Genomic DNA, 26,186 nt, shown 5'->3' on the forward strand with positions numbered 1-26,186 from the left:
GTGTGCGACCGGAGGTCAGGAGGCCTTGGCCTTCTCGTTCTCCGGCTTCGCCGCGGCCGGGGCCGGGGCGGGGGCCGGCTTGGCGGCCTCGTAGAACTCCTCGCGGGGGTTCTCCATGGCGCCCAGGGCGACGACCTCGCGCTTGAGGAACATGCCGAGGGTCCAGTCGGCGAAGACGCGGATCTTGCGGTTCCAGGTCGGCATCGCCAGACCGTGGTAGCCACGGTGCATGTACCAGGCGAGCCGGCCCTTGAGCTTGATCTTCATCTTGCCCATGACGATCATCGCGACGCCCTTGTGCAGGCCCAGGCCCGCGACGGCGCCCTTGTTGGAGTGGCTGTACTCCTTCTGCGGGAAGCCCCGCATGCCGGACACCACGTTGTCGCCGAGGACCTTGGCCTGGCGCAGCGCGTGCTGGGCGTTCGGCGGGCACCAGGCGTTCTCGACACCGGCCTTGCGGGCGGCGACGTCCGGGACCTGGGCGTTGTCGCCGGCGGCCCAGATGTAGTCGGTGCCCTGGACCTGGAGGGTCGGGGCGGTGTCGACGTGACCGCGCGGGCCGAGCGGGAGGCCGTAGCGGGCGAGGACCGGGTTCGGCTTGACGCCGGCGGTCCACACGATGGTGTTGGAGTCGACCTCGAGGCCGTTCTTCAGGACGACGTGGCCGTCGACGCAGGAGTCCATGGAGGTGGAGAGGTAGATCTCCACGCCGCGGCTCTCCAGGTGCGCCTTGCCGTACTGGCCGAGCTTGGGGCCGACCTCCGGCAGGATCTTGTCGGCGGCGTCGACCAGGATGAAGCGCATGTCCTCGCGGGACACGGTCTTGTAGTACTTGGCCGCGTCGCGGGCCAGGTCCTCGACCTCACCGATGGTCTCCGCGCCGGCGAAACCGCCGCCGATGAAGACGAAGGTGAGCGCCTTGCGGCGGATCTCCTCGTCGGTGGTGGAGTCGGCCTTGTCCAGCTGCTCGAGGACGTGGTTGCGCAGGCCGATGGCCTCCTCGACGCCCTTCATACCGATGCCCTGCTCGGCGAGGCCGGGGATCGGGAAGGTGCGGGAGACCGCGCCGAGCGCGATCACCAGGTAGTCGAAGGGCAGCTCGTACGCCTCGCCGACCAGCGGGGCGACCGTGGCGACCTTGCGGTCCTGGTCGATGGTGGTGACCCGGCCGGTGAGGACCTCCGCCTTGGGCAGCACGCGTCGCAGCGGGACGACGACGTGGCGCGGGGAGATGTTGCCGGCGGCGGTTTCGGGGAGGAAAGGCTGGTAGGTCATGTACGACCGGGGGTCGACGACCGTGACGGTCGCCTCTCCGTAGCGCATCTTCTTGAGGATGCGCCGAGCTGCGTACAGGCCTACGTACCCACCGCCTACTACGAGGATCCTGGGACGCTCCGTGGTGCTCATGCCATCGAGTATCCACCCGGCCCAGGGGGGTCGCTCGTGCGCCCCTTCACAAGCTTGTGGAGGGTGTGTGCTATCCTCCGCGACCCGCGTGATCCACGTCATGGCGCGGAGGGGGAACCAGCGTGTAGGGCGGGGCGTTGTCAATGCCGCGTGAGCTGCCTCTCCGGGTGCGGAGGGGGTGCGTGAGGGGTCCGAAACACTCCCTCGCGAGACCTCCGCGATACGTCCGCGCGCGCCTCTTTTGAACACGTTCACACAGGTGTTGACCCCCCGGAAGGGTCAACGGGGACACGTTCGTCCTCCGACAGGGCCGAATTCCTTGTGAAGAACTTCACGAAGTTTTCCGACGGAGTCTCGCGGAGGGGCCCACCGGGGCCCCTCCGGCCCGCTCAAACGGGCATCCTGCCTGCTCAGCAGAGTGCAAGTAGCGCGTTACGCCACGGACCACGCGATGCCGTCGAGGATGTCGTGCTCGCTCACGACGACCTCCTCGGCGCCGATCCGCTCCATGATCGCCAGCAGCACGAGGGCGCCCGCCGCGATCACGTCCACCCGGCCCGGGTGCATCGACGGCACCGCCGCGCGCTCGGCGTGCGTGGAGCGCAGCAGCCACTCGGTGATCTCACGGACCCTGTCGTGCGAGACGCGCGAGTGGTGGATGGCCGCCGAGTCGTACTCGGGGAGGTCCTGCGCGATCGCCGAGACCGTCGTCACGGAGCCCGCCAGACCCACCAGCGTGTGCGCCTCGCGCAGCGGGACCGTCTCCTCGGCGAGGTCCAGGGCCGCCTCGATGTCGGCGCGCATCGCCGCGATCTGCTCCGCGGTCGGCGGATCGGTCACCTTCCCGTCCACGACCAGGTGGCGCTCGGTCATCCGCACACAGCCGACGTCCACCGAGCGGGCCGCCCGTACGTGCTCGTCGCCGACCACGAACTCCGTCGAACCGCCGCCGATGTCCACCACCAGGTAGGGCCGGGTGAGGTCGGCACGGCCCGTGAGCTCCTTCGTGGCGCCCGTGAAGGAGAACTCGGCCTCCTGGTCGCCGCTGATGACCTCGGGCTCGACACCCAGGATGTCCAGCACGCCCCGGACGAACTCGTCGCGGTTCTCGGCGTCCCGGGAGGCGGAGGTGGCGACGAAGCGCAGCCGCTCCGCGCCGTGCTCCTTGATCACCGCCGCGTACTCACGGCACGCGGCGAACGTCCGCTCCAGCGCCTCGGGCGCCAGCCGGCCGGTCCGGTCGACGCCCTGGCCGAGCCGGACGATCGTCATACGGCGGTCCAGGTCGACCAGTTCGCCGGTCATCCCCGCGCCGGAGGCGCTATGGGACACAGTGCAGTCGGCGACGAGGAGGCGGATGGAGTTCGTACCGCAGTCGATGGCGGCGACGCGGGTCACCGGGCGTCTCCCTCGATCGGCTTGAAGGCGAAGTGGCCCGCGCCGTCCTGAGAGGTCTCCACCTGCCATCCCTCGCCGGACGGCGGCTCGGGCAGCGTCACGCACGTCCCCTTGGCCCACCACTCCGGCAGCATGGCCAGCGCCTCGTCCCCCAGCGGGTTCACGCCGGGCCCCGCGGCCAGCGAGTGGGCCACCAGGACGTGCAGACACTTCACCCGGTCCGGCATACCACCGGCGCTGGGGAAGCCCTTCAGCTCCTCGATCTCGTCCCGGCGCCGGACGTAGTCCTCGTGCGCGGCACGGTAGGCCGCGGCCAGCTCCGGGTCGGTCCGCAGCCGCTCCGTCATCTCCTTCATGACGCCGTTCGCCTCGAGGGTGCCGATCGCGGAGTTCGCCTTGGGGCACGTCAGGTAGTACAGCGTCGGGAAGGGGGTGCCGTCGGGCAGGCGGGGGGCCGTCTCGACGACGTCCGGCCGGCCGCAGGGGCACCGGTGCGCGATCGCGCGCAGCCCGCGCGGCGGACGGCCGAGCTGCTGCTTGAAGGCCTCGACGTCCGCGTCGGTGGGCTCGGTGCGCGGGGTGGTCGGCGGGGGCGTTTCCATACCTGTCTTTCTACATGCACGGTTCACTGGTGGGGGCGATCGGTCTCACGACCGGTCTCACGGGCCGGACTCACCCGGTCGGTCTCACCGGTCGGAGGCGTCCGACTTGTCGACCCCGTCCCAGACGTTCGAGTACCAGGGGCGGTCGGCCGCCCCGAGGTCGGCGCGGGTCTGCCGGGCCGCGTCCGGGTCGATCACGATGTAGCCGGTCTCCCCCGGCATCACGTAGTGCAGCCGCTCCCGGATCTGCTGCTCGGCGTACGCGTCGTCCTGCCAGCGTGCCTTGAGATCGCGCAGCTGCTCCACCCGCCGGCTGGCCTCTTCCTTCTCCCGCTCCAGGTCGGCGACCTCGGCGCGCTGGGAGACGTACTGCCGCATCGGGTAGGCGAGGGCGACGATCAGGGTGCACAGGACCAGCGCCAGCAGGGCGGCGCGGCTGGTGAGGCGGGAGCGGCGGGCCTGACGCTTGGTCTGGGAGCGGTAGACACGGGCCGCCGTCTGCTCACCGAGCAGCCGCAGCCTGGTCGCGGTGGAGAAACGGTCCCGGTCCTTCACGGCCATCGGTACTGCCTCCCCTTTTCACACGCGCGTACGTCCCCGCACACGGTACGGGACCGAGTACGGGGACGTACGTACGACTGGCTATCGCTTGACCCGGGCGGGGTCAGCCCTTGGAGACCCCACGGAACCGCGGGAAGGCCGAGCGGCCGGCGTACACCGCGGCGTCGTCGAGGATCTCCTCGATGCGCAGCAGCTGGTTGTACTTGGCGACGCGCTCGGAGCGGGCCGGGGCGCCGGTCTTGATCTGGCCGCAGTTGGTGGCGACGGCCAGGTCGGCGATGGTGACGTCCTCGGTCTCGCCGGAGCGGTGCGACATCATGCACTTGAAGCCGTTGCGCTGGGCCAGCTCGACGGCGTCCAGGGTCTCGGTCAGCGAACCGATCTGGTTCACCTTCACGAGCAGGGCGTTGGCGGTGCCCTCCTCGATGCCGCGGGCGAGGCGCTCGGGGTTGGTGACGAACAGGTCGTCGCCGACGAGCTGGACCTTGTCGCCCAGACGGTCGGTGATGACCTTCCAGCCGGCCCAGTCGTCCTCGAACAGCGGATCCTCGATGGAGACGAGCGGGTAGGCCGCGACGAGCTCCTCGTAGTACTCCGTCATCTCGGCGGCGGAGCGGTCCTTGCCCTCGAAGAGGTACTTGCCGTCCTTGTAGAACTCGGAGGCGGCGACGTCGAGGGCGAGGGCGATCTGCTCGCCGGGGATGTAACCGGCTTCCTTGATGGCCTCGAGGATGAGGTCGAGGGCCTCGCGGTTGGAGCCGAGGTTCGGGGCGAAGCCGCCCTCGTCGCCGAGGCCGGTGGACAGGCCCTTGGACTTCAGGACCTTCTTGAGGGTGTGGTAGACCTCGGTGCCCCAGCGCAGGGCCTCGGAGAAGGACTCCGCGCCGATCGGCGCGATCATGAACTCCTGGATGTCCACGTTGGAGTCGGCGTGCGAGCCGCCGTTCAGGATGTTCATCATCGGCACCGGCAGCAGGTGCGCGTTGGGGCCGCCCAGGTAGCGGAAGAGCGGGAGGTCGCTGGCCTCGGAGGCGGCGTGGGCGACGGCGAGCGAGACGCCGAGGATGGCGTTGGCGCCGAGGGAGCCCTTGTTGTCGGTGGCGTCCAGGTCGAACATGGCCTGGTCGATCAGACGCTGCTCGGTGGCGTCGTAGCCGACCAGCTCCGGGCCGATCTGCTCGATGACGGCGAGGACGGCCTTCTCGACACCCTTGCCCTGGTAGCGGTTGGGGTCACCGTCGCGGAGCTCGATGGCCTCGAAGGCGCCGGTGGAAGCGCCGGACGGGACGGCGGCACGACCCGTGCTGCCGTCGTCGAGGCCGACCTCGACCTCGACCGTGGGGTTGCCTCGGGAGTCCAGGATTTCCCGGGCTACGACGACGTCGATGGACGGCACGAGCATCTCCTTCTTGGGATGTGACGCTGGTTGTGCGGGGCCGCGTGGGCCTTGCGACTAGAGCCTAACCGCCTTCGGGGCGTCGGCAGCCGACCGACCGCCCCGTGGACAAACTGACCGTACACATTGTTCCCCATCGGAACAAAGGGCGGGTGGCGCGGAGGCGAACACACGGGCAAAGAAAAACCCCGCCCCGGTGCGTACGGGGGAACACGCACCGGAGCGGGGAGCCCGTGGGGACGGGGGGTGACCCTCACGAGGCCTTCAGTGTGCGGGGCCACCTTGTGAGCGGCCTGTGGCCCCGCTGGGAAGCAGGTGTCACTTCAGGTGCAGCTGCTGACCCGGGTAGATGAGGTCGGCGTCCTCGACGATGTCCTTGTTCAGCTGGAACAGCTTCTGCCAGCCGCCCTTGACCTTGTGCTTCTCGGCGATGGAGCTGAGGGTGTCGCCCTTGACGACCTTGTACTCGCCGTCGCCCTTCTTCACCTTCTTGCCGGTCGGGGTGGTGACCGTCTTGGAGGCGGCGGGGCGCTCGGCGGAGCGGGAGGCGCTCTGCTGCTCGGTCGAACGCGTGGTGGTGTCCGAGGAGCCGGCGCTGCTCGACGAGGAGGAGTCGGCGGAGCTGGAGGAGCCGCCACCGGCGTACGGGGTGCTGGACAGACCCGTGCCGCAGACCGGCCAGGCGCCCTTGCCCTGACCCGCGAGGACCTTCTCGGCGACGGTGATCTGCTGTTCCTTGCCGGCGAGGTCGGCGCGCGCGGCGTAGGCGGTGCCGCCGTAGGCGGCCCAGGTGGAGGCCGAGAACTGCAGGCCGCCGTAGTAGCCGTTGCCGGTGTTGATGGACCAGTTGCCGCCGGACTCGCACTGGGCGACCGCGTCCCACTCGGAGGCGGTGGCGGCGGAGGCGTTGCCGGCCGCCATCAGCGGGGCGGCGATGGCGACACCGGTGACGCCGGCGAGCGCGGCGACGCGGGTGGCCTTGTTCGGACGACGGTGCTTGCCCTTGCCGGAAAACAGCATGGATCGATCCCCTCACCGACGCCTGCGAGGTGAGCTGTCGGGTTCGGGCCGGTTGAGTTGCCCGGCCGCGCACCTCATGGTGCGCGGCTTCACCCCGAGCCGGTTCCGGCGGTCAACCGCCGGGCCCGGCACTTACCTTGGGTCCCCCGCTCCTGCCTACGGCGCTTGACGCGACGACTGTTCCCGGGCTGCCACTGGCAGGATTCGGCGTTACGGCAGCCGGGGCTCGGGTTGCCGAGCGGTCATGACCGTAGACACGCGATCCGGGGAATTTCAAAGACGATCACGACTTCTGAGACTCATCCCACACTTTCACCAAACCGGACATTCGGCGCGAAGCGGGACGTGAACTCCCGGTGTTTTTCTGGGTGTTCCGCCCCTATTCGACGCCGGTGTCCAGGGTCTGACCGGGGGTGATGTCGCTCGGGTCGGCGCCGATGACGTCCTTGTTCTCGGCGTAGAGCGCACGCCATCCGCCGTCGAGGTCAAGGGAGTCGGCGATGGAGGCGAGGGTGTCACCCTCCTGGACCGTGTAGACGCTCGCCGCGTGCCGGCCGGAGGAGGCGGTGGAGGTGTTGTCCGCCACGGTCTCGTCGGCGGTGGCGCCACGATGGCGGCCGGAGCCGAGGGAGCCGGTGTCCACGAGGCTCCAAGAACCCTCCGCCTGGGCCGGATTGTCCGAGTCGTCCACTTCCGGGATGGCCGTGGGCGAACTGTCGGCACCCTCCGCGTCATCGGAGGCTTCATCCGAAGTGCCCGACTTGTCGGAGTCGTTCGCCTCCGGGGACGAAGAGGACGAAGGGGACTCAGAGGCCGAACCGGACGAATCGCCGGAGGAATCGGCCGAGTCTTCGTCGGAGTTGCCGGAGCCGCCTGAGTCGCCGGACTTTCCGGAGTCGGACGACGAACCCTTGGACAGGTCGGACAATCCGGAGGATGCGGACGAGTCGGACTCTTCGTCCCCCACCCCGGTGTCCACGCTCAACGCACCGTTCTCCTTGGTGAGCCCGGACGTCAGCCCGCAGGTGCCCCAGGCGCCGACGCCCTCGGCCGCGAGGACCTTCTGCGCCACGGCTATCTGCTGGTTGCGGCTGGCCAGGTCGGGGCCGGCGGCGTAGTCGAGTCCGTCGTAGGTCTCCCAGTCCTCCTGGGTGAGGCTCAGACCGCCGTACTCGCCGTTGCCCTCGTCGGCGCTCCAGGAACCGCCGGTCTCGCACTGCGCCACCTTGTCCCACACCGTGCCGTCGGCGGCGCTCGCGCCGCTTGCGGCGAACAGCGGGAGGGCGATGGCGGAGCCGGTCACTCCGGCCGCGACGAGGAGGGCCGGAGCCTGACGGGGGCGACGGTGACGACCGTTCCCGGTGAGCATGCGGGGGCCTTTCTCTGGACAGCAGTGACCGGCGCGGCGTGCGATGCGAGCGCACACGCGTTCGCCGCGCTGACGAGTGAACGTATCGGCAGACGATCACTTGTCACAAGTTAATGCCGCGCAGATCACGTGAAGATCACAGAGTTGAGGGTCGGTCACCTTTGGTCGACCGCGGTGTTATCCCTGGCGACCTCAAGGGGCGGGACGTCCCAGAGACAGCCGGTGCGCAACCGGTGGAGGATCCCGTTCAGTTGCGTGCGAACGTCCACGGCACCGCGCGCGAACTGGCGACGTCGGAAATACGCTGTCATCAGCTCTTCCACGACAGGCCACACCGATTCAAGCACGTCAGCAGGAACCAACGTCCCCGTCAGTGCGTGCCATTCGGTCACCTTGCACTTGACCCCGGATCGCTTACGCGCCTCTCCGAGCGGCTTCACCGTGATGCCCAGCAGATCGATCACTTCCCTCATGTCGGAGAGAGCCACGTCCTGTAGCTCCTCCCCAGCGACCCGCGTGAGATCTGAGAACTTCTTCGCATCCAACTCCGCCTTCTCCTGTTCCGCGAGCACCTCCCTCGCTGTGGCGAGGAGCCCCCGTGCGCTGCGTACGTCCTCTGCGAGTTTCTGCACAGCCGCGTCCTTCACCACCTGGCCGACTACGGGGATGTGGGCGAGGTCGGCCACCGCCCGCGTCATGACCTCGGTCCACACCGCCGCCTCGACGTCATCGGCAGTCAGGTAGGGGTCGGAACAGGACGCTCGACGATCGCCCCGGACACCCCTTCGTCCCGGAAAATCAGCTCAGGACACAGGGCCCACCCTGGTCGGTTACTGATGTAGGCACGGCCTGCACTCTCCTGGACACCGAGCCCATAGCCCCGCGTCTGCTCCCGCGTCGAGACCCGCAGCATCAACGCTGCACGAACGACACGCGTCGGCTCTGACTCACGGTGGGCAACAGGCATGGGCACAGCTGTAGCGTTGAACACCTCGGCCCCTTCACGGCTGGCAAGGCCCCGGAGCTCTGACCAGCTCTGGGGCCCCTGGCGTTTCTCGGAATCCAGGGCTCTTCCAAGCACAGCGTCGGAAAACGCATGAAAGTCATGCCATCCGGCTATATGCCGATACATCAGCCTCAGTCATGGTCTCAGTGGCTGCGCAGACCCGGACCGGTTCTGGATACGGTCATCTTGTGAACGTCCCGAACGCCGCCCCCGAACTCTTCACATGGGAGTTCGCCGCCGACCCTTACCCGGCCTACGCCTGGCTGCGTGAGCACTCCCCCGTCCATTGGACAAAGCTTCCCAGTGGGGTCGAAGCATGGCTGGTGACCACCTACGCGGATGCACGTCAGGCTCTCGCGGACGGGCGACTCTCAAAGAACCCCGATCACCACGCCGAAGACGCACAAGGCAGGAGCAGGACCGGCATCCCTGGTGAGCGCAGCGCCAATCTCATGACGCATCTGCTCAACATCGACCCACCGGACCACACCCGGCTGCGCCGCCTCGTCTCCAAGGCATTCACGCCACGCCGTGTGGCGGAGTTCGCACCCCGCGTGCAGGAGCTGACGAACGACCTCATCGACCGGTTCGCGTCACAGGGCGAGGCCGACCTCATCCACGACTTCGCCTTCCCTCTCCCCATCTACGCGATCTGCGACCTGCTCGGCGTTCCGCACGAGGATCAGGACGACTTCCGTGACTGGGCAGGAATGATGATCCGCCACGGCGGAGGCCCGCGCGGCGGAGTCGCCCGTTCCGTCAAGAAGATCCGTGGCTACCTCGCCGAGCTCATCCACCGCAAACGCAACGACCTCGACAACGACCTGATCTCAGGCCTCATCCGCGCTTCTGACCACGGCGAACACCTCTCGGAGAACGAAGCTGCCGCGATGTGCTTCGTGCTTCTGTTCGCGGGCTTCGAAACGACCATCAACCTCATCGGCAATGGCGTCTACGCGCTGCTGCGCAACCCCGGGCAGCGGGCCCGCCTCCAAGAGTCGATCGAGCGTGGTGAGACCGAACTGCTCGACACCGGCATCGAAGAGCTGCTCCGCTACGACGGTCCTGTGGAACTGGCCACCTGGCGCTTCGCCACCGAGCCCCTCACCATCGGTGGGCAGCGTGTGGCCACCGGCGACCCGGTGTTGGTCGTTCTTGCCGCGGCAGACCGCGACCCCGCCCGGTTCGCCGAACCGAACACGCTCGACCTCTCCCGTCACGACAATCAACACCTCGGATACGGCCACGGCATCCATTACTGCCTCGGTGCACCCTTGGCCCGTCTCGAAGGCCGCACGGCTCTCGAGACGCTGCTGCGCCGCCTGCCCGATCTCCAGCTTGCCGCCGACCCTGCCGACCTACGTTGGCGGGGCGGACTCATCATGCGTGGGCTACGGAACCTCCCGGTGCGGTTCACGGCCATCTGATCGGCCTCGGCTCTCCGTTTCCCTGATCGCATCCCGGTAAGCCCGAGCCGCCGCCCGAAGCGACGTCTCCGGGTCCACCCCCTCCGCCTCTGCTCGGGTGGCCAGGGTGAGGAGTTCGTAGCCGATGCCCTCGGCCGTGGGGAGCGGGACCCGCAGGCCCGCCGTGCGTACGCGGGAGCCGAGCTTGGCCGCCAGGGCCAGGCCGGGCTGGTGGAGGGGGATGCCGTCCGTGACGGACTCGCGGCGCTTCTCCACGGCCTTGGTGCGCAGCCAGTGGGCCTTGACCTCTTCCGGGGTGGTGGCCGTGGCGTCGCCGAAGACGTGGGGGTGGCGGTGGATGAGCTTGGTGACGATCGTGGCCGCCACGTCGTCGATGGAGAAGGGGGCCTCCGGGTCCTCCTCGGCGATGCGGGCGTGGAAGACGACCTGGAGCAGGACGTCGCCCAGTTCCTCGCGGAGTTCGTCGCGGTCGCCGTCCTCGATGGCCTCGACGAGTTCGTAGGACTCCTCGATGCCGTACTTCGCTAGGCCCTTGTGGGTCTGCTGCGAGGACCAGGGGCACTCCCGGCGGATGCGGTCCATGACCTGGATCAGGTCGAGGAGACGGGCGCCGGGGAGGTCGTAGGAGGCGGGGAGCAGTTCCAGCTCGGGCATCGACACCCGGCCCGAGCCGGCCAGCCGGGCCAGGCCGTCCGTCAGGGTCGGCTCGCCCTCGCCGGTCGCGACGATCACCACCGTGCGGCCGCCGGCGCAGGCGGTGATCAGGTCCTCGGCGGACACCGACGTCTCCTCGACCCGTATGCCCGCCTCGCGCAGGTACGGCAGCTGCGGATGGGCGCCGTCCGCGCACAGGACACGGTCCGCCGTGCGCAGGGCCTGCCAGGCAGGCCAGGACAGCAGGCCGGGGGCGACCCGGTGGCTGGTGGTGAGCAGGACGACTCGGCCGGTGCCGGGGGTGCCTTCGGGAGTCTCGCTCGTCGCGCTGATTGCGTTCACACCCCGAACGTAACCCACTCCCGCCGGCCGCCTCGCTCAGTTGTCCACAGGCAGGGGCGACCGGTCATACGGTCGTATCGTCACGTGGTCTGCGTGCCCGCCGAGGTGACCTCCCGTACCCACGGCGTCTTGGCGTCCACACGGCTCACCTTCTGGGCGTCCCAGCTGCCGTAACGCGGGTTGACGTCGACGTCGAGTGTCTTCGACGTGGCGGACAGGGCGCTCCAGAAGGCGGCCTCGCTGGTGGTGGTGCCGAGCTGCGTGGCGAGTTTCTGGGCCTCGAGCTGGAGCCGGAGGTTCTCGTCGAGGCGCTGCGGCGGGATGCCGTACTGCTGGAGCCACGCCGTCTCCAGGCCCTTCGCGCCGCCCCACTGCTGTTCCAGGCCGGCCCGCGCCTGCTGGACCTCCCGGCGGCTCACGGAGATGCCCGCGTCCTGCGCCGCGCGGTCCAGCACCCGGTCCAGGACCATGCCGTGCAGGGTGTCCCGGGTGAGCGTGCCGGTCTGGGCGACGACCTGCGCGTACTGGGCGTCGTCGGTGACGACGGCCCGCTGGGCCGCGCGTACCTCGTCCACCCGGGTCTCGAGCTGGGCGACGGTGATCCGCTGGCCGCCGACGACGGCCGCCGCGCCGGGATGCGCGTCACTCCCGCAGGCGGTGAGAAGGGGAGCCGCCATGATCGCGGCGGACAGCAGGAGCGCGGTGCGACGACGACGGCGGAGCAAGGGAACCTCCCGGTCGGAGATTGTGCGACGGTGCACAAAGTCTTGCGGTGATCGATGGTAGGCAGTGGGGCGCCTGGGGCCAACCCATTCGACCAACGATTCACCAGGACTTCGGGCACCGCCGCGCCCGCACACCCCCCGCTCGTCGGTACGAGAGGTCAGCCCCGCCCGTCAGCCCCGCCCGTCGGCCCGAGGCTCAGTCCCGCGCGTCCACCACCTTCTCGACCGCCTGGGCGACTCCCGCGCGCAGTCCGTCGCCCGTGCTCACCGTGCTCACGTTCGCTCCCGCGCGCGTGCCGCCCACGAGGACGAAGTCGACCTTCTTGTTGCGCGCGGCCGTCTCCTGGGCCGCCGCGACCTCCGGCCCGCCCACGGCCAGGACGACGTCGCAGGAGCGCTGGAGGAGGCCGTTGAGGAAGGGGCGCGCGTTGCCGGTGCTCTGCTCGCCGGTCACCGGCGCGTAGCTCACGCGCGCGTGTGTCTTCAGGGAGGCGTCCTGCATGCCCTGCCAGACCGCGGCCGCGGTGGTGCCGGCCGTGATGCCCTGCTCGCCGGTGAGGAGGCAGGCGTCGACGTCGGTGTAGGCACGGGCGCGGGTGGCGGGGATCGGCGGGCGGTCGTCGTGCGAGAAGAGGAGTACGGCGGTGACCACCAGGGCGGCGCTCACGGCGAGCGCGCCCGCCGTGAGGGCGATCGTGCGTCCGCTCAGGTCGCGCAGCCGGCCGGCGACGGCGCGCCCGAGAGCGCTCGCACGCCCCTCACTCCCCGACTGCGCCGGCTGCGTCCGGGACACCTGTCTCACCTGCTTGGCCATGCGCGCGTACCCCCTGATCCCTTCTGGTCAGCCGACGATGGCGACGGGGGCGTCCCACGCGTCGCGGTCCACCGTGATGGTGTAGCCGCCGCGGGTCTCCTTGCTGTTGACGAGGTACTGATGGCCACGGCTGTGGTTGGTGTACTGCGTCGAGCCCCACGGCCAGTCGGCGGTCGTGGTGTTCTGCTTGTCCCACAGCGCGTACCAGAGGTTGCCCGGCAGGTCCGTCTTGTCGGTGGCGTTGGCGATCGCCTTGGCGCTGGAGCTGCTGAAGCCGTAGTAGCCGGCGCGGTAGACCTTGGCGCGCAGGGTCTTGGTGAAGGAGCGGACGTATGCGAGGACGGCGTCGTTGCACGACTTGTTCGTGATGTCGTACGCCTCCATGTCGAGGTAGATCGGGCTGCCGGCCTTCATGCCGAGGGCCGAGGCCTTGGCGACGGCGTCGGCCGCGTCCGTGGCGCCGAGGGAGGTGGCCGTGGAGGCGGTGATCTTCTCGGGGCTGGAGCCGGTCTGGCAGGGCGGCTGGGCGCCGACGTAGAGCGGGATGAGCTTCCAGCCGAGCGAGTTGACCGACTTCACCCAGGACGCGGTGAGGTTGGGCTGGTTGCAGCCGCGGTTCTTGCCGCCGACGTAGACGGCCGCCCCGCCGTAGAAGCCGTCGGCCTTCCATGCCTTCATCGCGGCCAGGGAGGGCGCGGCGCAGGTGTCGAAGGCACGGCCCGTGTACGTCTTCTGGGCGGGCCAGGTGGTGGCGGCCATCGAGGTCTGCGCGGCGATCCCGGCCCCCGCGAGGACGGCGGCGCCGGCCACGCCCCACGTGATGTATCTGCGCTTCCTGGACTGCCGGTGCTCGGCCATTCCCACCCCACCGTTCATTGAATCGATCATCTGTGCGTATGTACGTGCTGAGCGGATCGCACCGTAACGTGCGGCACCCCTGTGATCGGGAAACACAGGATCCCCGTAGCCACAAGATTCACTCATGTCACAGTAAAGAAAGGGAGTATCCGGGAACGCCCGACCGTGGCCTACCCTTGCCCCCTGATGACCTGGGGGCGGGATGAGCATGGCGACGAACACGGGTGCGGGCGCGGAGAAGCGGCTCGAGGCCGGCTGGTTCCAGCGGCTGGCCTGGGCTGCCCTGGGGTGGTTCTCCCTGGGCCTGCTGGTGTGGGTGCCCTTCCTCTATGTGGCGCTGCGCCGCGGCCGCCCTTCCGACTGGGGCGCGTTCCTGTCGTTCGCGCTGTACGAGGTCGTGACCCTGCCGTGGGCGATGAACTCGAACGAGGGCGACGGGGATCCGTTCCTGGGGATCGCCGCGGTGGTGACGCTGCTGGTGGCGACCGTGCTGCTGCTCTTCGCGGTGTTCGACAAGAAGACCCGCCCCGTACCGGCCATGCCTGCGTACGGGCAGCCGCCGTATCAGCAGGGCTACCCGTACGGGCGTTAGGGCGCGGCCGCGCCCCGAGGCCTCCGCGGTCCGGTCCGCGAAGGGCATCGTCGGCCCTTCAGTCGCGGGGGAACGCTCCGAGCGCCGCCACCAGCTCGCGGCCGTAGTCGTCGCAGAGGGCCAGCAGCTCGCGTCCCGCGGCGGAGGCCGGCAGGTCGACGCCGTCGGCGGCGGCCAGGATCGTCTCGTGGCACCGGCCCTCGACTTCGAGGTTCCTGGTGGCGAAATAGCCCAGGCCATAGGCGCGCAGGGGATCGGCGACGTTCGCGAGGTAGCGCTCCCGTTCCTCCTCCCCCGCCACCACCATCAGCGTGTTGTCCACGCATTCGTCGAGGTAGTGGGCCAGTTCCCGGACGCGGACGACGATGGCGTCCGTCTGCTCCCCGGTCATCTCGCCCAGCGCCTCGCTCACCAGCATCCACCCGCTGATGGCCTCCAGCTGGAAGGTCTCGGCGATCTCCGGCTCGACCTGGGACTCGAACAGCGGCGCCTGGCTCAGCCGGTCCAAGGCCTGCTGGAAGGCCTGGTGGGGCTCACCGTCGAGCTGGGCCGCGCCGTGGCGGAGGAGATCTTCGACCGCCGCCGGGTCGATGCCCCACTCCTGGGGCATCACGATGTCCGACAGGGGCGCCTGCAGTCGGCGCAGTGCGAAGAACATGGCCTGGTGACGCCCGGCCCGGTCCATCCGCTGGATCTGCGCTGTCAATGCGTCGTCGAAACGCCAGTCCACTGGGCTCTCCCTCGTGCTCACCGGTATCCCATGGTGGCCAGGAAGTTCGACCACGCCTCGTGGTCCCTCCAGACATACATGGACTGTCCAGGTATTTTGGCCTTCGTGCCGAGGGTAACGGGTCCCAGCATCTCGGCACCCACCTCGCCCAGGAAGTCCTCGCAGCCGTCAGGTGCGCAGGCGTTGCGGGACACGCCACCGGCCACCGGGGTCAGGTTGTTCGTCGCCATATGGTTGACAGCTGTCTCCTCGGCGTGGGCACCGATGACATTGGTCGCGATCTCGATGTCCTCACGCCCCAGCGTGTTGATGTAGTCGACCTGCGCCTTCTCGAGGCCGGCGCCCGCGGCCGAGACCACATGCACCAGCGAACCGTCCGCTCTGCGCGCGGCCGTCACCGCCGTCGTCCTGAAGACGTCACGGGCGAGCCCGTTCTTGATCTTGCCGTGAATGTCGTCGGCCAGCTGCTTGGCCCCTGCTGCGATGTCCTCCTCGTCGCAGTTGTGGACCAGGACCGGCGTGCTGCCCGCCTGCACGTAGTACGTGTGCAGCGCGCCGATCGTCAGGTCGTACGTCGTGGTGTTCGCGTGGTACAGGCGGACACCCGAGACGTGCGCCGTGCCGGTCGGCGTCTGGAGGACGTCGCCGGGCTTCAGGTCCTTGGCCTCGACGAAGGCCGACCGGGTCTCGTCGTAGAAGGGGTGGTGGAAGGTCGTCTGCAGGTGTGCGTCCCGCGCGGCCGCTCCGGCCGCCGTACTGACCGCCGCCACGGGCCGGCTCGCCGACGCCCCGCCGTCGCCGTGGCCGTGACCGGCGGACAGCGCGCCCAACAGCGCCGCCGAGGCCGCGAGGCCGAACGCCGCCTTGCGCGCCGCCTTCTTGGCGAGAGACGTCACCGCGGCCTTCATCGCCCCGGTCTTCTCAGCGGTCTTCTCAGCGGTCTTCGCCCCTGCCTTGGCCGCCGCCTGCCCGACCGTCACGTCCACGAAGTCGTGGTCCGTGTGCGTCACGATCACATCGGTGACCTCGTGCGCCTGCGTGCCCGTGGCGCCCGGCACCGAGTTGGCGATCGTGTCGCCCACGCGCACCTGGTCGATCGCCTTCGTCGTGCCGTCGGCCATCAGGACACGGGTCGAGCCCGTGAAACTGTGCGGCATGCCGGGCCTCGTGCAGCTCGGCCCCGCCTCGTCCGCATGCGACTGGGCCCGAGACCCCGCCCCCTCGGAATCCGCCCGTGAGGCCGCCGCCTCCGTCGCGTCCGTCGCCGCTGTCTCCTCGGCCTCCGTGGCGCCCTTGCCGAAGAGGCCGCCGACGACCTTCATCGCCTTGGGGGCCGCCTTCGCCAGCAGCTTGCCGCCGATCTTGCCGAGGGCGCCGCCGAGCGCACCGGCGACCGCGCCGGTCACCGCGGCGCCCGCGAAGGCGCCGGCGCTGCAGTCGTCGCCGCCGTTCTCGGCGCAGGCGAAGCCCTGCTCGACCAGCGAGCCGACCGCGCCCGCGGCCGCCGCGCAGCCGATGGAGCCGACGCCGGCGGTCAGCGCCTCGCAGCCCGCGAAGACCGCTGTGGAGACCACGAAGGAGGTGATCGCCGCCGCGTGGTGCTTGGCGAAGGTCGCGGTGGCCTTCGCCGCCTTCACGGTGGCGTGGTAGGCGGTCCTCGCCGCGTGTGCGACGGCGTGCGCCGCCTTCTTCACGGCGTGTGTGACCTTCTTGGCCGCCTTTTTGACCGTGTGTACGACTCTGTGCACCGCGTGCGACACCTTGTGGTACGCGGTGTGCACCGCATGGACCACCCGGTGATACGCGCGTCTGACCTTCCGTGCCGTGTAGTGGTAGACGCGGCGCACCACCCGCACGGTCGCGCGGTACACGTCCCTCACGTGGTGGACCACCCTGTGGGCGGCGTGCTTCACCGCGTGCACGACCTTGCGGGCCGCGTGCTTGACCGCGTGGTAGACCTTGTGCGCCGCGTGCTTCACGGCGTGACTGACCTTGTGCGCGGCCTTCTTCGCGCCGCACACCACGTCGTACCAGGAGCAGTTGCCCGACTCGTCCGTCCCCGCCATCGGGTTGTCGTCGACGTACGCGAACGGGTTCGCGGACACCGAGTTCGGGACCGGGTTCAGGGACAGGCTGTCCTTGTTGAGGAACACGCCCGTGTCCGGGTCGTACCAGCGGGACGCCGTGCCGACGTCTCCCGTGCCGGGCTCGGTCCAGCCGGACTGGAAGCCGAGGTGGCCGACCACGGTGTTCGTCGGGGAGACCACCTTGCCGAGCGGGTCGTAGGACGCCGAGCCCGCCGGCGTCGTGGCGCCGGAGGTGAAGGAGCCCACCACGTCGTTGTGCTGGTCGGTGAGGGCGAGGACCGCGCCACCGCCGGAGGGCTTGACGCCCACCAGGCCGCCCGAGGGGTCGTACGTGTACGTGTCGTCGCCGTCGGAGGCGATGGTGTTGTTCGCGCCGGAGTAGGCGAAGGTGCGGGTGGCGCCCGTCGTCGTGTCCCGGTCGGTGATGTTCCGGCCGGTGGCGTCCAGCGTGTAGGACTGCTCGCCCGCGACGATCTGCCCGCCGAACGCGTCCGTCCGGTACGCGACCGTCCCGCCGGCCGTCGACGACTCCTGCGTCATCGTGCCGCGCGCCGAGTAGGAGTAGGTGTGCGTGCCGTCGGAGGTCAGCTCGTCGCGCTCGTCGTAGGTGTAGACGTCGGCGCCGTTGCGGATGCGGTTGCCGGAGGCGTCGTAGGCGTACGAGGTCGTGGTCGTACCGTTGTTCCAGGACGTCAGGCGGTTGGCCCAGTCGTAGGCGTACGTGTTCGCCGACGCACCGGAGACGCCCGTCGTCGTCTTCGACGTCAGGTTGCCGTTCTCGTCGTAGCCGTAGGCGAAGCTCGCGACCGTGGAGGCGCCCTGGACGAGGACGTCGTTGGTCAGCTCGTGCTGGGTGTTGTAGGTGAAGGTGCGGGTCTGGCCCGTCGATCCGTACTTGACCGTCTTCAAGGCGTTCAACTGGTCGTAGGTGTACGTCAGCTGGGTGCCCGTCGCCGGGTCGTTCAGGGAGGAGAGGCGGCCGGCCGTGTCGTAGCCGTACGTCGTCGTGCCGGCGGCGTCGGTGCGGGAGGTCACCGAGGAGTCGTCGTTGTAGGCGAAGTTCGACGTGCCCGCCGAACCCGACGTCGTCAGGAGGTCGCCGCGGTCGTCGTAGGTGAACGCGTCGTGCGTGGCGTCCTGGTGGTCGGCCGCGCCCGCGATGCCCGCCTCGTCCGTGTCGGCCGACATCACCCGGCCGTCGGCGTCGTAGGTGAAGCTGCGCTTCGCCGTCGCCGCGTCGGCACCCGCGCCGGACATCGACTTCAGCTGGCCGACGTTGTCGTACGTCATCGACGTCGTCGTGCCGCCCGGGAGGGTGGCGTTCGTCAGCTGCCCGTCCGCGTCGTAGGCGAAGGTCGTCGTCGAGTCGGCGGCGGAGCTGTGCTGGGCCGTGGTCGGCTCGACGATCGTCTCCTGCTGGCCCCACGGGGTGTAGGTGTAGCGCCAGGAGTTGCCGCGGCCGTCGGTGAAGCGGGTGCGGTTGCCGGCCGCGTCGTAGCCGAAGCTCGTGGTGATCGAGGTCGACGCGTCGACCGGCTGGATCTCCTGGGTGATCGTTCCGGCCGCGTCGTAGGTGAAGTGGCTGGTGTGACCGCGCGCGTCGGTGGCGGCGACCAGGTTGCCGACGCCGTCGTACTGCTGCGAGATCGACCACAGCTGGGTGTTGTTCGCGTCGTACGCGCGGGTGCTGACGGGGTCGGCGTTGTAGTCGACCTCGGTCCAGGTGCCGTCGGCGAGGGTCGTCTTCTGCGGGTTGCCCTGGAAGTCGTAGGTGTAGTGGGTGGTGTTGCCCGCGCCGTCGGTGACCGAGGTGACGTCACCGGCCCGGTTGTAGCCGTACGACGTCTTCACCCCGCCCTGGGTGGTGACCGAGGAGGCGTGCGCCCCGTAGGGGTTGCCGGTGGTCACCGCGTAGGAGGTGGTGGTCGTCAGGGTCTTCGTCGACGGGTAGCGCTCCAGCGTGGTGGAGGTGACCTGGCGGCCGAGGAAGTCGTAGGTCGCCTGCGTCTGCGCGCCCGTGGCGTCGGTCGCGGAGAGCTCCTCGCCGTTCTTGTCGTAGACGGCGTGCGTCTTGGTGCCGTCGGCGTCGGTGATCTGGGCGAGGTCGCCCATCTGGTCGTACAGGTAGGAGGTCGTCTTCCCGCCGGGCGTGGTGACCGAGGTCTGGTCGCCCTCGCTGTCGTACGTCCAGACGGTGGTGCCCGCGTTCGGGCCGGCGGCGCCCGCCGGGGTGTACGAGGGGAGCGTCTCGGAGACCTTGTTGCCCTCGGCGTCGTAGACGGTGTTCGTGACCAGGCCGCGTGGGTCCTGTTCCTCGACCGCCTCGCCGAAGGTGTTGAAGCCGCTGGTGGTGACCGGGCGGACGGTGGAGGCGGTGGTGCCGTCGGGCTCGGCCTGGACGGCGGGCGCGGTGGTGACCGCGAGGTTGCCCGCCTCGTCGTAGGCGTAGTCCGTGGTGTGCTGCTCGGCGTCCGTCATGGACGTCGGCAGACCACGCCTGTCGTAGGTGTACTTGGTGGTCTGGGCGTCGGAGGAGCCGACCGTGCCGCCGGTGCGGCCCTTGCCGTAGAGGGAGGTCACCTCGGACGCGGACAGCGCCCGCTGGTAGACCTGCACGTCCCCGACCTCGCCGTTGACGACGTCGGAGGTCGTACCGCCGGCCGTCTTCGTGCCGCCGATGGACAGCGGCCCGGTGCCGGTCCACGGCGAGGTGTTGGTGGCGGAGCCGTCCTGGACGCCGTTGACGTACAGCTTCATCGAGCCGTTGCTCGCGTCGAACACGCCGACCAGGTGGGTCCAGGTGTTGAGCGGGGCGGTCGTGGAGGCCTGCGCGTCGGCGAAGGAGGACGGGGAGGCCACGTCGGCGTTGGCCGCGTGGAAGCGGAAGGCGTTGGCGGTCTTGTTGTACTGCAGGTAGAAGGAGGCGCGGTTGGTGCCGCCCTGCGCGACGAAGGTGCGGAAGGCGGAGGTGTCGGCGAGGTTCACCCACGCGGAGACCGTGTAGGAGGCGGTCGTGTCCAGGACCGGGCTGTTGGTGGCGACGACGTCACCGGTGCCGGTGCTGGTCCCCGCGAACTCGGCCGCGTCGTCCGCCCAGGTGACCCCCGAGCCGGCGGTGGCGGTGTTGCCGGTGCCGGAGGAGTCGGTGACGGACTTCCCGGACGTCTGGTTCAGCTTCCACCAGCCCGCCGGGTGCCCCGAGGCGTCCCCGTACAGCGTCTCGCTGAGCAGGTTGCCCATGTCGTCGTAGGTGTTGGTGGTGGTGCGGTCGTAGCCGGAGGAGTCGTGGTCGTTCTCGGAGGCGACCTGGTCGTCCGGGGTGTACGACACCGTGGTCACCCGGTCCACACCGGTCGGGTCGAGCTCGGTGGAGGTGGTCCGGGAGGCCGCGTCGACCGTGTACTTGGTGACCGTCTCGCCGTTGTCGGTGGTCGACTGGGTGAGGTTGCCGGCCGCGTCGTAGAGGTCCGACTCCAGCGTGTAGGTGCTGTTGCCGTCGGCGCTGGTGCGCTTCACCGTCGCGGTCAGACCGTCGTCGGTGTACGTGTACGCCGTCGTGTTGCCCATCGCGTCGGTGACGGACGCGAGCCGCCCGGCCGGGTCGTAGGCCCGGGAGGACTCGGTGAGCAGCGCCGCCGTCTGCGGGTTCACCGGGTCGCCTGTGTACATCACGCCCTGCGTGAGCAGGTTGCCGTTGTCGTCGTAGGTGTACCGGGTCTCGGTGCCGGCCGTCGTCACCTCCTTGGTCTTGTTGCCGGAGGTGTCGTACGTGTACGTCGTCGTGTTGCCGTTGGACGCGCTCTCGGCCGCGTTGGCGTCGGCCTCGGTGAGGACGCGGTCGTAGGCGTCGTAGGTCCAGTTCTGGCTGCGTGCGTGGTCGCCGCCGCTCGCGTCGGCCACCGTCTGCGAGGTGACGTCGCCGTCGTCGTCGTAGACCGAGGTGGTGACGGCGGCGTGGGTGGCGCCGGTGACGCGATCGGTGAGCTGCGGGTCGTGCTCCTCGAGGACCTGGCCCGCGGCGTCGTACGTGTAGGCGGTGGTCAGGCCACTGGGGTAGGTGTCGGAGACGACCTTCTCGGTGAGGACCTGGCCGAGGCCGTCGTAGGTGTACGAGGTGACCAGGCCGACGGCGTCGGTGGTGGACGCCACGTCACCGTTGGTGAAGTACGACACCTGGTTGACGGACCCGCCGGGCGTGACGGTCTTCACGGGCAGGCCCTTGGGCACCACCCCGCCGTTCGCGGAGGGATAGGTGCTGGTCCCGTCGCTGTAGACGGTCGTGGTCGTACGGCCGTTCGGGAATCCGGGGACGGCCGGGCCGGTGATGGCGGTCTGGTTGCCCGCCGTGTCGTACGTGTACGACGTCAGGTAGGTGTTGTCGGTCGCCGACGACGACCTGCCGTCCCGCTCGGTGAGGAGCTGGTCGTTGCGCGGGTCGGCGGTGGTGAGCTGGGCCGTCGTGTCGTCGGGGTAGTACGAGTAGTACTCGGTGTTGCACTTGTTGGCGGCCTGGTCCTGGCAGGACGTGGAGGAGACCACGTTGCCGCGCACGTCGTGACCGGTGATGGTCACCGCACCGTTCGGATCGGTCACGGTGTGTTCGAAACCGGCCGAGTCGTAGCCGAAGCTGGTCTTGTTGCCAAGGCCGTCGGTCTCGGTGAGGGCGCGGTTCCCTTGGGTGACGTCGTAGGTGTACTTCAGGGTCGAGGTGGTCGGGGAGGTGACCGACACCGTCTCCACGGGGAGGAGGCCGGTGGAGTTCTTGGCGGCCTCCATGTGCTGCTCGACGTCCGCGGCCGTGAGCCCCGTCTTGTAGAAGGCGGCCTCGGCGATGGAGCCCTTGAAGTAGCTGATGTCGGCGGGCGAGTTCACCCAGGACTTGGCGAAACCGGCGCCGATGTAGAGGTGGTTGTTGGACTGGTCGTTCGGGGCGCCGCTGTAGGCGGCCTGCTGGACGCCGTCCAGGTAGAGGGTCTGGGTGGAGCCGGTCACGCTGAGCACGACCTGGTGCCAGGCGTTGTCGGTGACGGTCCCGGTGGAGCCGAACGCCGTGGAGCCCGAGCCGCTGCCGGACCAGAAGTGACCGTGCAGCTTGTTGTCGCTGCCGACGTACAGCACCGGTGTCCAGCTGCCCGACGGAGTGCTCGCGCCGGCGAGGGCCACCGACTGGTCGCCGATCAGGACGCCCTGGTTGGCGGTCTTGAACCACAGCTCGACACTGCGGTCGTTGCCGGAGTGCAGTCCGCCGGCCGGGACCTCCACGTACGAGGTGGAGCCGTCGAAGGTGGCGGCCTTCTGGTCGCTGAACGGACCGGAGGCGCCGAGGGTGACGGAGGTGTAGGTGCCGTTGCCGCCGCGCACCTGGTCCACGGCCGTGGTCGCGCCCGCCGCCTCGCCGAGCCGGAAGTACTGGCTCGGCGCCCCGCCGAGGACCGCGCCCCGGTAGGTGTCACTGGACCCGGTGACGGTCGGCGTGCCCAGCACCCACGTGCCACCGTTCTCGTCCGTCATCTGCGACAGCACGGTGGAGTTGGTGTCGTACGTCATCGCCGCGTACGTCTTGCCGGACGGCCGCTTGACGGAGGTCAGCAGGGACTCGCTGTGCGTGCCGTACGTGTAGAGCGCGCTGACGTCGGCGGCGACGAGCGGGCGGCTGTACCAGCCGACGTCGGCGATGGAGCCGTTGAAATAGGTGGCGTAGCCGGTGTCGTCGGAGGTCGAGGAGTGCGGCTCGTCGGGCCAGTCGCCGCCGAGGAAGCCGGTGCCGAGGTAGTTGAAGGACTGGTTCTTGCCGAAGGCGGTCGCGCTCTTGATGGAGATGGTGCCGGTGCGGGAGCCGACCTTGGCGTTGTCCAGGTAGAGGGTCTGGGAGTTGCCGGCCGCGGACAGCACGACGTGGTGCCACTTGCCGTCGGCGACGGACGCCGAGGACACGATCGGGTTGATGCCGCCGCTGTACCAGAACTCGGCGTTCAGCTTGCCGTCGGTGCCGACGTAGACGGACGGCGTGTAGAAGCCGGCCGCCTGCCCCGAGCCGATGGGCTGGGAGGCGTAGGAGTAGAGGACACCGGGCCCGGCGGACGTCTTGAACCACAGCGAGATCGCGCCGGAGTCGGTGTCGTTGCCGAGGTTCTTCGGCAGGGAGATGTCCGAGGAGGTGCCGTTGAAGCTGGCCGCCTTCGCGGAGGAGCCGGTCAGCGGGCCGCTCTGGCCGAGGGTGACGTTCTCGTACGTCGCGTTCGTGGTGCCCTCGTTGGCGACGATCGCATCCTTGGCGCTGGTGCCGGAGGTCTCCGACAGCGGCCAGAAGGTGTGCGGGTCGAGGTCGAGCGCCGCGTTCTGGTAGCCGGAGCCGGTGGTGTAGCCGTACGTCGTGCACTTCGTCGTCGACAACGGCGAGCAGACCTTGGTCAGCTGGTCGCCGGTGTAGCCGTAGGTCCAGGTCTGGACGGTGCTCGTGTCGCCCGCCGTGACCGGGTCGGTGACGACGGTCGCCACGTGCGCGGCGAGCGCGCCGGACGGGGTGGACCAGGTCAGATTGAGGGAGCGGCCGGAGACCGCCGAGGTCATCTTGGTGATGTGGGCGGGGGTGCCGGTCCAGGTGAGGGTGAGCGCCCGGCCGTTGGCGTCGGTGACGGAGGTCAGGCCGTAGGCGCCGGAGCCCAGGGACTGGGTGAAGGTGTAGAGGGTGTCGTCCTTGTCGGTGAGCGTGTAGCCGCCGGTGACCGACTTGAAGGTGGCGAACCGTCCGTTGCCCGGGGTGAAGGTGCCGTCGCTGTTCTTGCCGTAGCCCGCCTGGGAGCCGTCGGGGTAGGTGACCTGCACGTTCGAGACGGCGCCGGAGGCCGTGTACTGCTCGGTGGCGCGCGCGTCGAAGATGCTGGACCAGCCCGCGCCGAACGCGCCGGTCCAGCGCGGGTCGCGGGAGTTGTAGTCGCGGTCGACGTCCAGGGACGGGCCGACGACGGAGATCGAGGCGTCGGTGTCGGAGGTGGTGTAGTTGCCGATGGACGCGTCGAAGCCGTGGTCGCTGCTGTTCTGGGACAGCCCGGAGGTGATGACGGCCTGCGGGACCTGGAGGGATATCTCGTACGGGTCGGCCGGTGAGTAGAGGTTGGTGGCCGAGTCGTACGCCTGCACGGTCCAGCTGTAGCTCTTGCCCCAGGCGAGCTTGCCGGAGGGGACGGTCCAGTCGCCGGTGGAGACCAGGCCCGAGTCGGCGACCTTGGTGCCGGCGGAGTCGTAGACCCGGAACAGGTACTGGTTGCCGCTGCCGGAGGTGGAGTTGGCGCCACCGGCCCAGGCGGTGAACTCGGGGGTGGTGGTGCCGACGACCGCGTTGTCCGCCGGGAACTGCTCGTACAGCTGCGGGGCGGTGTTGCCGGTGTAGGTGACCTCGATCCAGGGGCCCTTGCCCGGGTCGTTGAAGGAGCCGAACTGCTTCCAGTGCAGGGCGTCGGACGTCGACGCGTAGACCGCGAGGCCGTGGTCGGCGGTGGCGCCGCTGAACCAGCCCTGGATCGCGGAGGTGGACAGGGAGACGCTCACCCAGTCGCCGACCGTGCGGTCCGCGGCGGTGTTGGCGCAGGCGTTGGGCACGCTGGGGGTCGCGTTGCCGATGGACGAACCCTTGGAGGGGCCGGGGTAGCTGGTGACGCCCTCGGGGGTCCAGGCGCTGGTCACGAGCGCGACGTCGAAACGTTCCGCCGTGCAGGTGGAGGCCCAGGTGTCGAACAGGTGCAGGGTCGCGGCGGTGACGGTGGCGTTGCTGCCGTCCCAGGCGGTGTCCCAGTGGTTGACGAAGCTGTTCGCCGAGTGCGTGCCGGAGTCGTAGGAGCCGACCTTGATGGTCTGCTCGTAGGAGTGGTCGATGTTGTTGCCGGTGCCGGACTCGGCGTAGGTGGTGGTCCAGCCGTCCTGGACGGTGGGGTCGACCGTGACGGGGAAGACGCGGTGGCCGCTGTGCAGCCAGGCGCTGTCGAGGGTGACGCGCAGGGCGTAGCCGTCGCCGTCCTGGATCAGCTCGGTGGTGACGGCGTGGGTGGTGGCCGGGTCACCGGAGCGCGGGTTCACCTTGGAGTCGTAGGCGTACGCCGGGGGGATGCGCTCGACGGTCTTGCCGGAGGCGTCGGTGAGGTCGATCCAGCCGTTGGTCTTCTGGCTGGGCGTGAGGCCCTTGAGGGTGAGGGGGAAGGTCCAGGTGTTGCCCGCGTCCGCGTCGTCGAGGACGACGGACTCCTTCATACCGGTGGCGGTGGGCCGGACCTTCAGGTCGGTGCCGGGGAGGACCTGGTCGTACGTGACGGTCGAGCCGTCGGCGGTGCCCTCGACGGGGGCGGCGCCCCGCAGGGCGTAGGCGACGCGGTGCTTCGTGTCGGTCGCGAGGGAGGCGAGCGCGGGATCGGTGGCCTTGGCGGCGAAGTCGACGTCGAGGGAGTTGGCCCTCTCGTACCAGCGCCCGTCCGGGCCGGCCCGTACGTCCACGTCGATGGGCGCCCATCTTCCCTTGCCCACCTGGTAGTTGACGGGGTTCGGGGAGATGCGGCGGGTGACGGACCCGTCGGCGTTGTCGTAGACGGTCTCCGTGCGCGTGGACTTGGTGGCGCTGCGCTTGCTGGTCCCCGCGTGGTAGCCGCTGGCACCGGCGCTGCGGCCCTTGGGGGTGGCCGGCTGGTGCGCCTGGTAGGCGGGGAGCTCGCCCTTCGCCCTGCCGGGGGCGTGGCCCGCGCCGCGGTGGGCGGCGGTCGCGGCGGCGGACACCTGGTGGCGGTGGCCGGCCGCGGTACCGGACTGCTGGTGCGGCAGCTTGCCCCAGTGCGGGTCGGTGAACCAGTGCGCGAGCGAGGCCAGGCTCATGCCCGGCAGATCGACGCCGCCGAGCTCCAGGCCTTCGGCCACCGCCTGGTCCGTCGTCAGCATCACCGCGAGGGCCGTGAGAAGCAGCGCGGACAGACCCCGCAGGACCCGACGGGAACGGAACGCGCCCATCGACCGTCTTGAACGGTGCAAACGATGGGAACGGCTGGGCAGCCGGAAGTGCGGCACGACGTGGACCCCCGTCAACGATCGGAAAGCGACACAGAAGCTCGCCGATCCTGCCCACTGTGAACAGCCTGTGGACAGATTCACGGCCCGATCTTGCACGGAGCTTGACCGGCTCTTGCGGAACCTGCCCGATTTGCTGAATCACGCCCGTTT

16 protein-coding genes and 1 riboswitch are annotated in these 26,186 nt (G+C 69.6%); of the genes, 2 read left to right on the forward strand and 14 right to left on the reverse strand.

The window, feature by feature from the left end:
- Window positions 1-15: 15 nt before the first annotated feature.
- From ACIRF9_RS31435 to ACIRF9_RS31470, 8 genes are all read right to left on the reverse strand, one after another.
- Complete coding sequence (locus tag ACIRF9_RS31435; RefSeq protein ID WP_403828902.1) at window positions 16-1,407, reverse strand: NAD(P)/FAD-dependent oxidoreductase; 1,392 nt, start codon at window positions 1,405-1,407, stop codon at window positions 16-18.
- A gap of 432 nt (window positions 1,408-1,839) precedes the next feature.
- A complete protein-coding gene (locus tag ACIRF9_RS31440) occupies window positions 1,840-2,805 on the reverse strand; it encodes an exopolyphosphatase (RefSeq protein ID WP_403828905.1) in 966 nt (321 codons plus the stop codon).
- Window positions 2,802-3,407 (reverse strand): DUF501 domain-containing protein, encoded by a 606-nt coding sequence (locus ACIRF9_RS31445; protein WP_403828908.1) that lies wholly within the window; start codon window positions 3,405-3,407, stop codon window positions 2,802-2,804. The genes ACIRF9_RS31440 and ACIRF9_RS31445 overlap by 4 nt, the downstream gene beginning before the upstream one ends.
- A gap of 84 nt (window positions 3,408-3,491) precedes the next feature.
- On the reverse strand, window positions 3,492-3,968 hold the full coding sequence (locus ACIRF9_RS31450; RefSeq protein WP_403828910.1) for a septum formation initiator family protein: 477 nt from the start codon (window positions 3,966-3,968) through the stop codon (window positions 3,492-3,494).
- A 103-nt stretch (window positions 3,969-4,071) separates the two neighbouring features.
- Entirely contained in the window at window positions 4,072-5,370 is a 1,299-nt protein-coding gene (eno, locus tag ACIRF9_RS31455; protein ID WP_403828912.1) for a phosphopyruvate hydratase, read from the reverse strand.
- Window positions 5,371-5,682: 312 nt separating this feature from the next.
- Window positions 5,683-6,384 carry a transglycosylase family protein gene (locus ACIRF9_RS31460; protein ID WP_403828914.1) on the reverse strand — a complete coding sequence of 234 codons (702 nt, stop codon included), beginning with the start codon at window positions 6,382-6,384 and terminating at the stop codon, window positions 5,683-5,685.
- Between the two features lie 4 nt (window positions 6,385-6,388).
- A riboswitch (cyclic di-AMP (ydaO/yuaA leader) is annotated at window positions 6,389-6,558 on the reverse strand.
- Window positions 6,559-6,763: 205 nt separating this feature from the next.
- A complete protein-coding gene (locus ACIRF9_RS31465; RefSeq protein ID WP_403828917.1) occupies window positions 6,764-7,753 on the reverse strand; it encodes a transglycosylase family protein in 990 nt (329 codons plus the stop codon).
- A 155-nt stretch (window positions 7,754-7,908) separates the two neighbouring features.
- Complete coding sequence (locus ACIRF9_RS31470) at window positions 7,909-8,439, reverse strand: transposase (RefSeq protein WP_403828920.1); 531 nt, start codon at window positions 8,437-8,439, stop codon at window positions 7,909-7,911.
- Window positions 8,440-8,896: 457 nt separating this feature from the next.
- Between ACIRF9_RS31470 and ACIRF9_RS31475 the strand changes: the two genes are divergently transcribed.
- Window positions 8,897-10,186, forward strand: a complete 1,290-nt coding sequence (locus ACIRF9_RS31475; RefSeq protein WP_403828923.1) for a cytochrome P450 — start codon at window positions 8,897-8,899, stop codon at window positions 10,184-10,186.
- Here ACIRF9_RS31475 and ACIRF9_RS31480 read toward each other — a convergent pair.
- The 4 genes from ACIRF9_RS31480 to ACIRF9_RS31495 form a co-directional block, all read right to left on the reverse strand.
- Entirely contained in the window at window positions 10,151-11,173 is a 1,023-nt protein-coding gene (locus tag ACIRF9_RS31480) for a nucleoside triphosphate pyrophosphohydrolase (protein WP_403829433.1), read from the reverse strand. The two genes, ACIRF9_RS31475 and ACIRF9_RS31480, sit on opposite strands and share 36 nt — an antisense overlap.
- Window positions 11,174-11,262: 89 nt before the next feature.
- Entirely contained in the window at window positions 11,263-11,859 is a 597-nt protein-coding gene (locus ACIRF9_RS31485; protein ID WP_403829435.1) for a SurA N-terminal domain-containing protein, read from the reverse strand.
- A 244-nt stretch (window positions 11,860-12,103) separates the two neighbouring features.
- Window positions 12,104-12,721 carry a hypothetical protein gene (locus ACIRF9_RS31490; protein WP_403828925.1) on the reverse strand — a complete coding sequence of 206 codons (618 nt, stop codon included), beginning with the start codon at window positions 12,719-12,721 and terminating at the stop codon, window positions 12,104-12,106.
- Window positions 12,722-12,748: 27 nt separating this feature from the next.
- Entirely contained in the window at window positions 12,749-13,579 is an 831-nt protein-coding gene (locus ACIRF9_RS31495; RefSeq protein WP_403829437.1) for a glycoside hydrolase domain-containing protein, read from the reverse strand.
- A 208-nt stretch (window positions 13,580-13,787) separates the two neighbouring features.
- On the opposite strand from ACIRF9_RS31495, the gene ACIRF9_RS31500 reads away from it, so the two are divergent.
- Window positions 13,788-14,171, forward strand: a complete 384-nt coding sequence (locus ACIRF9_RS31500; protein WP_403828928.1) for a hypothetical protein — start codon at window positions 13,788-13,790, stop codon at window positions 14,169-14,171.
- A gap of 58 nt (window positions 14,172-14,229) precedes the next feature.
- On the opposite strand, the gene ACIRF9_RS31505 is transcribed toward ACIRF9_RS31500, so the two are convergent.
- The gene (locus ACIRF9_RS31505; RefSeq protein ID WP_403828930.1) at window positions 14,230-14,901 is read right to left on the reverse strand and encodes a hypothetical protein; all 672 of its coding nucleotides are present in this window, start codon (window positions 14,899-14,901) and stop codon (window positions 14,230-14,232) included.
- A 17-nt stretch (window positions 14,902-14,918) separates the two neighbouring features.
- Window positions 14,919-25,976, reverse strand: a complete 11,058-nt coding sequence (locus ACIRF9_RS31510) for a LamG-like jellyroll fold domain-containing protein (RefSeq protein ID WP_403828934.1) — start codon at window positions 25,974-25,976, stop codon at window positions 14,919-14,921.
- Between the last annotated feature and the right edge of the window lie 210 nt (window positions 25,977-26,186).

It is taken from the genome of Streptomyces sp. NPDC096132 (genome assembly GCF_044763345.1).
Taxonomy (GTDB): domain Bacteria; phylum Actinomycetota; class Actinomycetes; order Streptomycetales; family Streptomycetaceae; genus Streptomyces.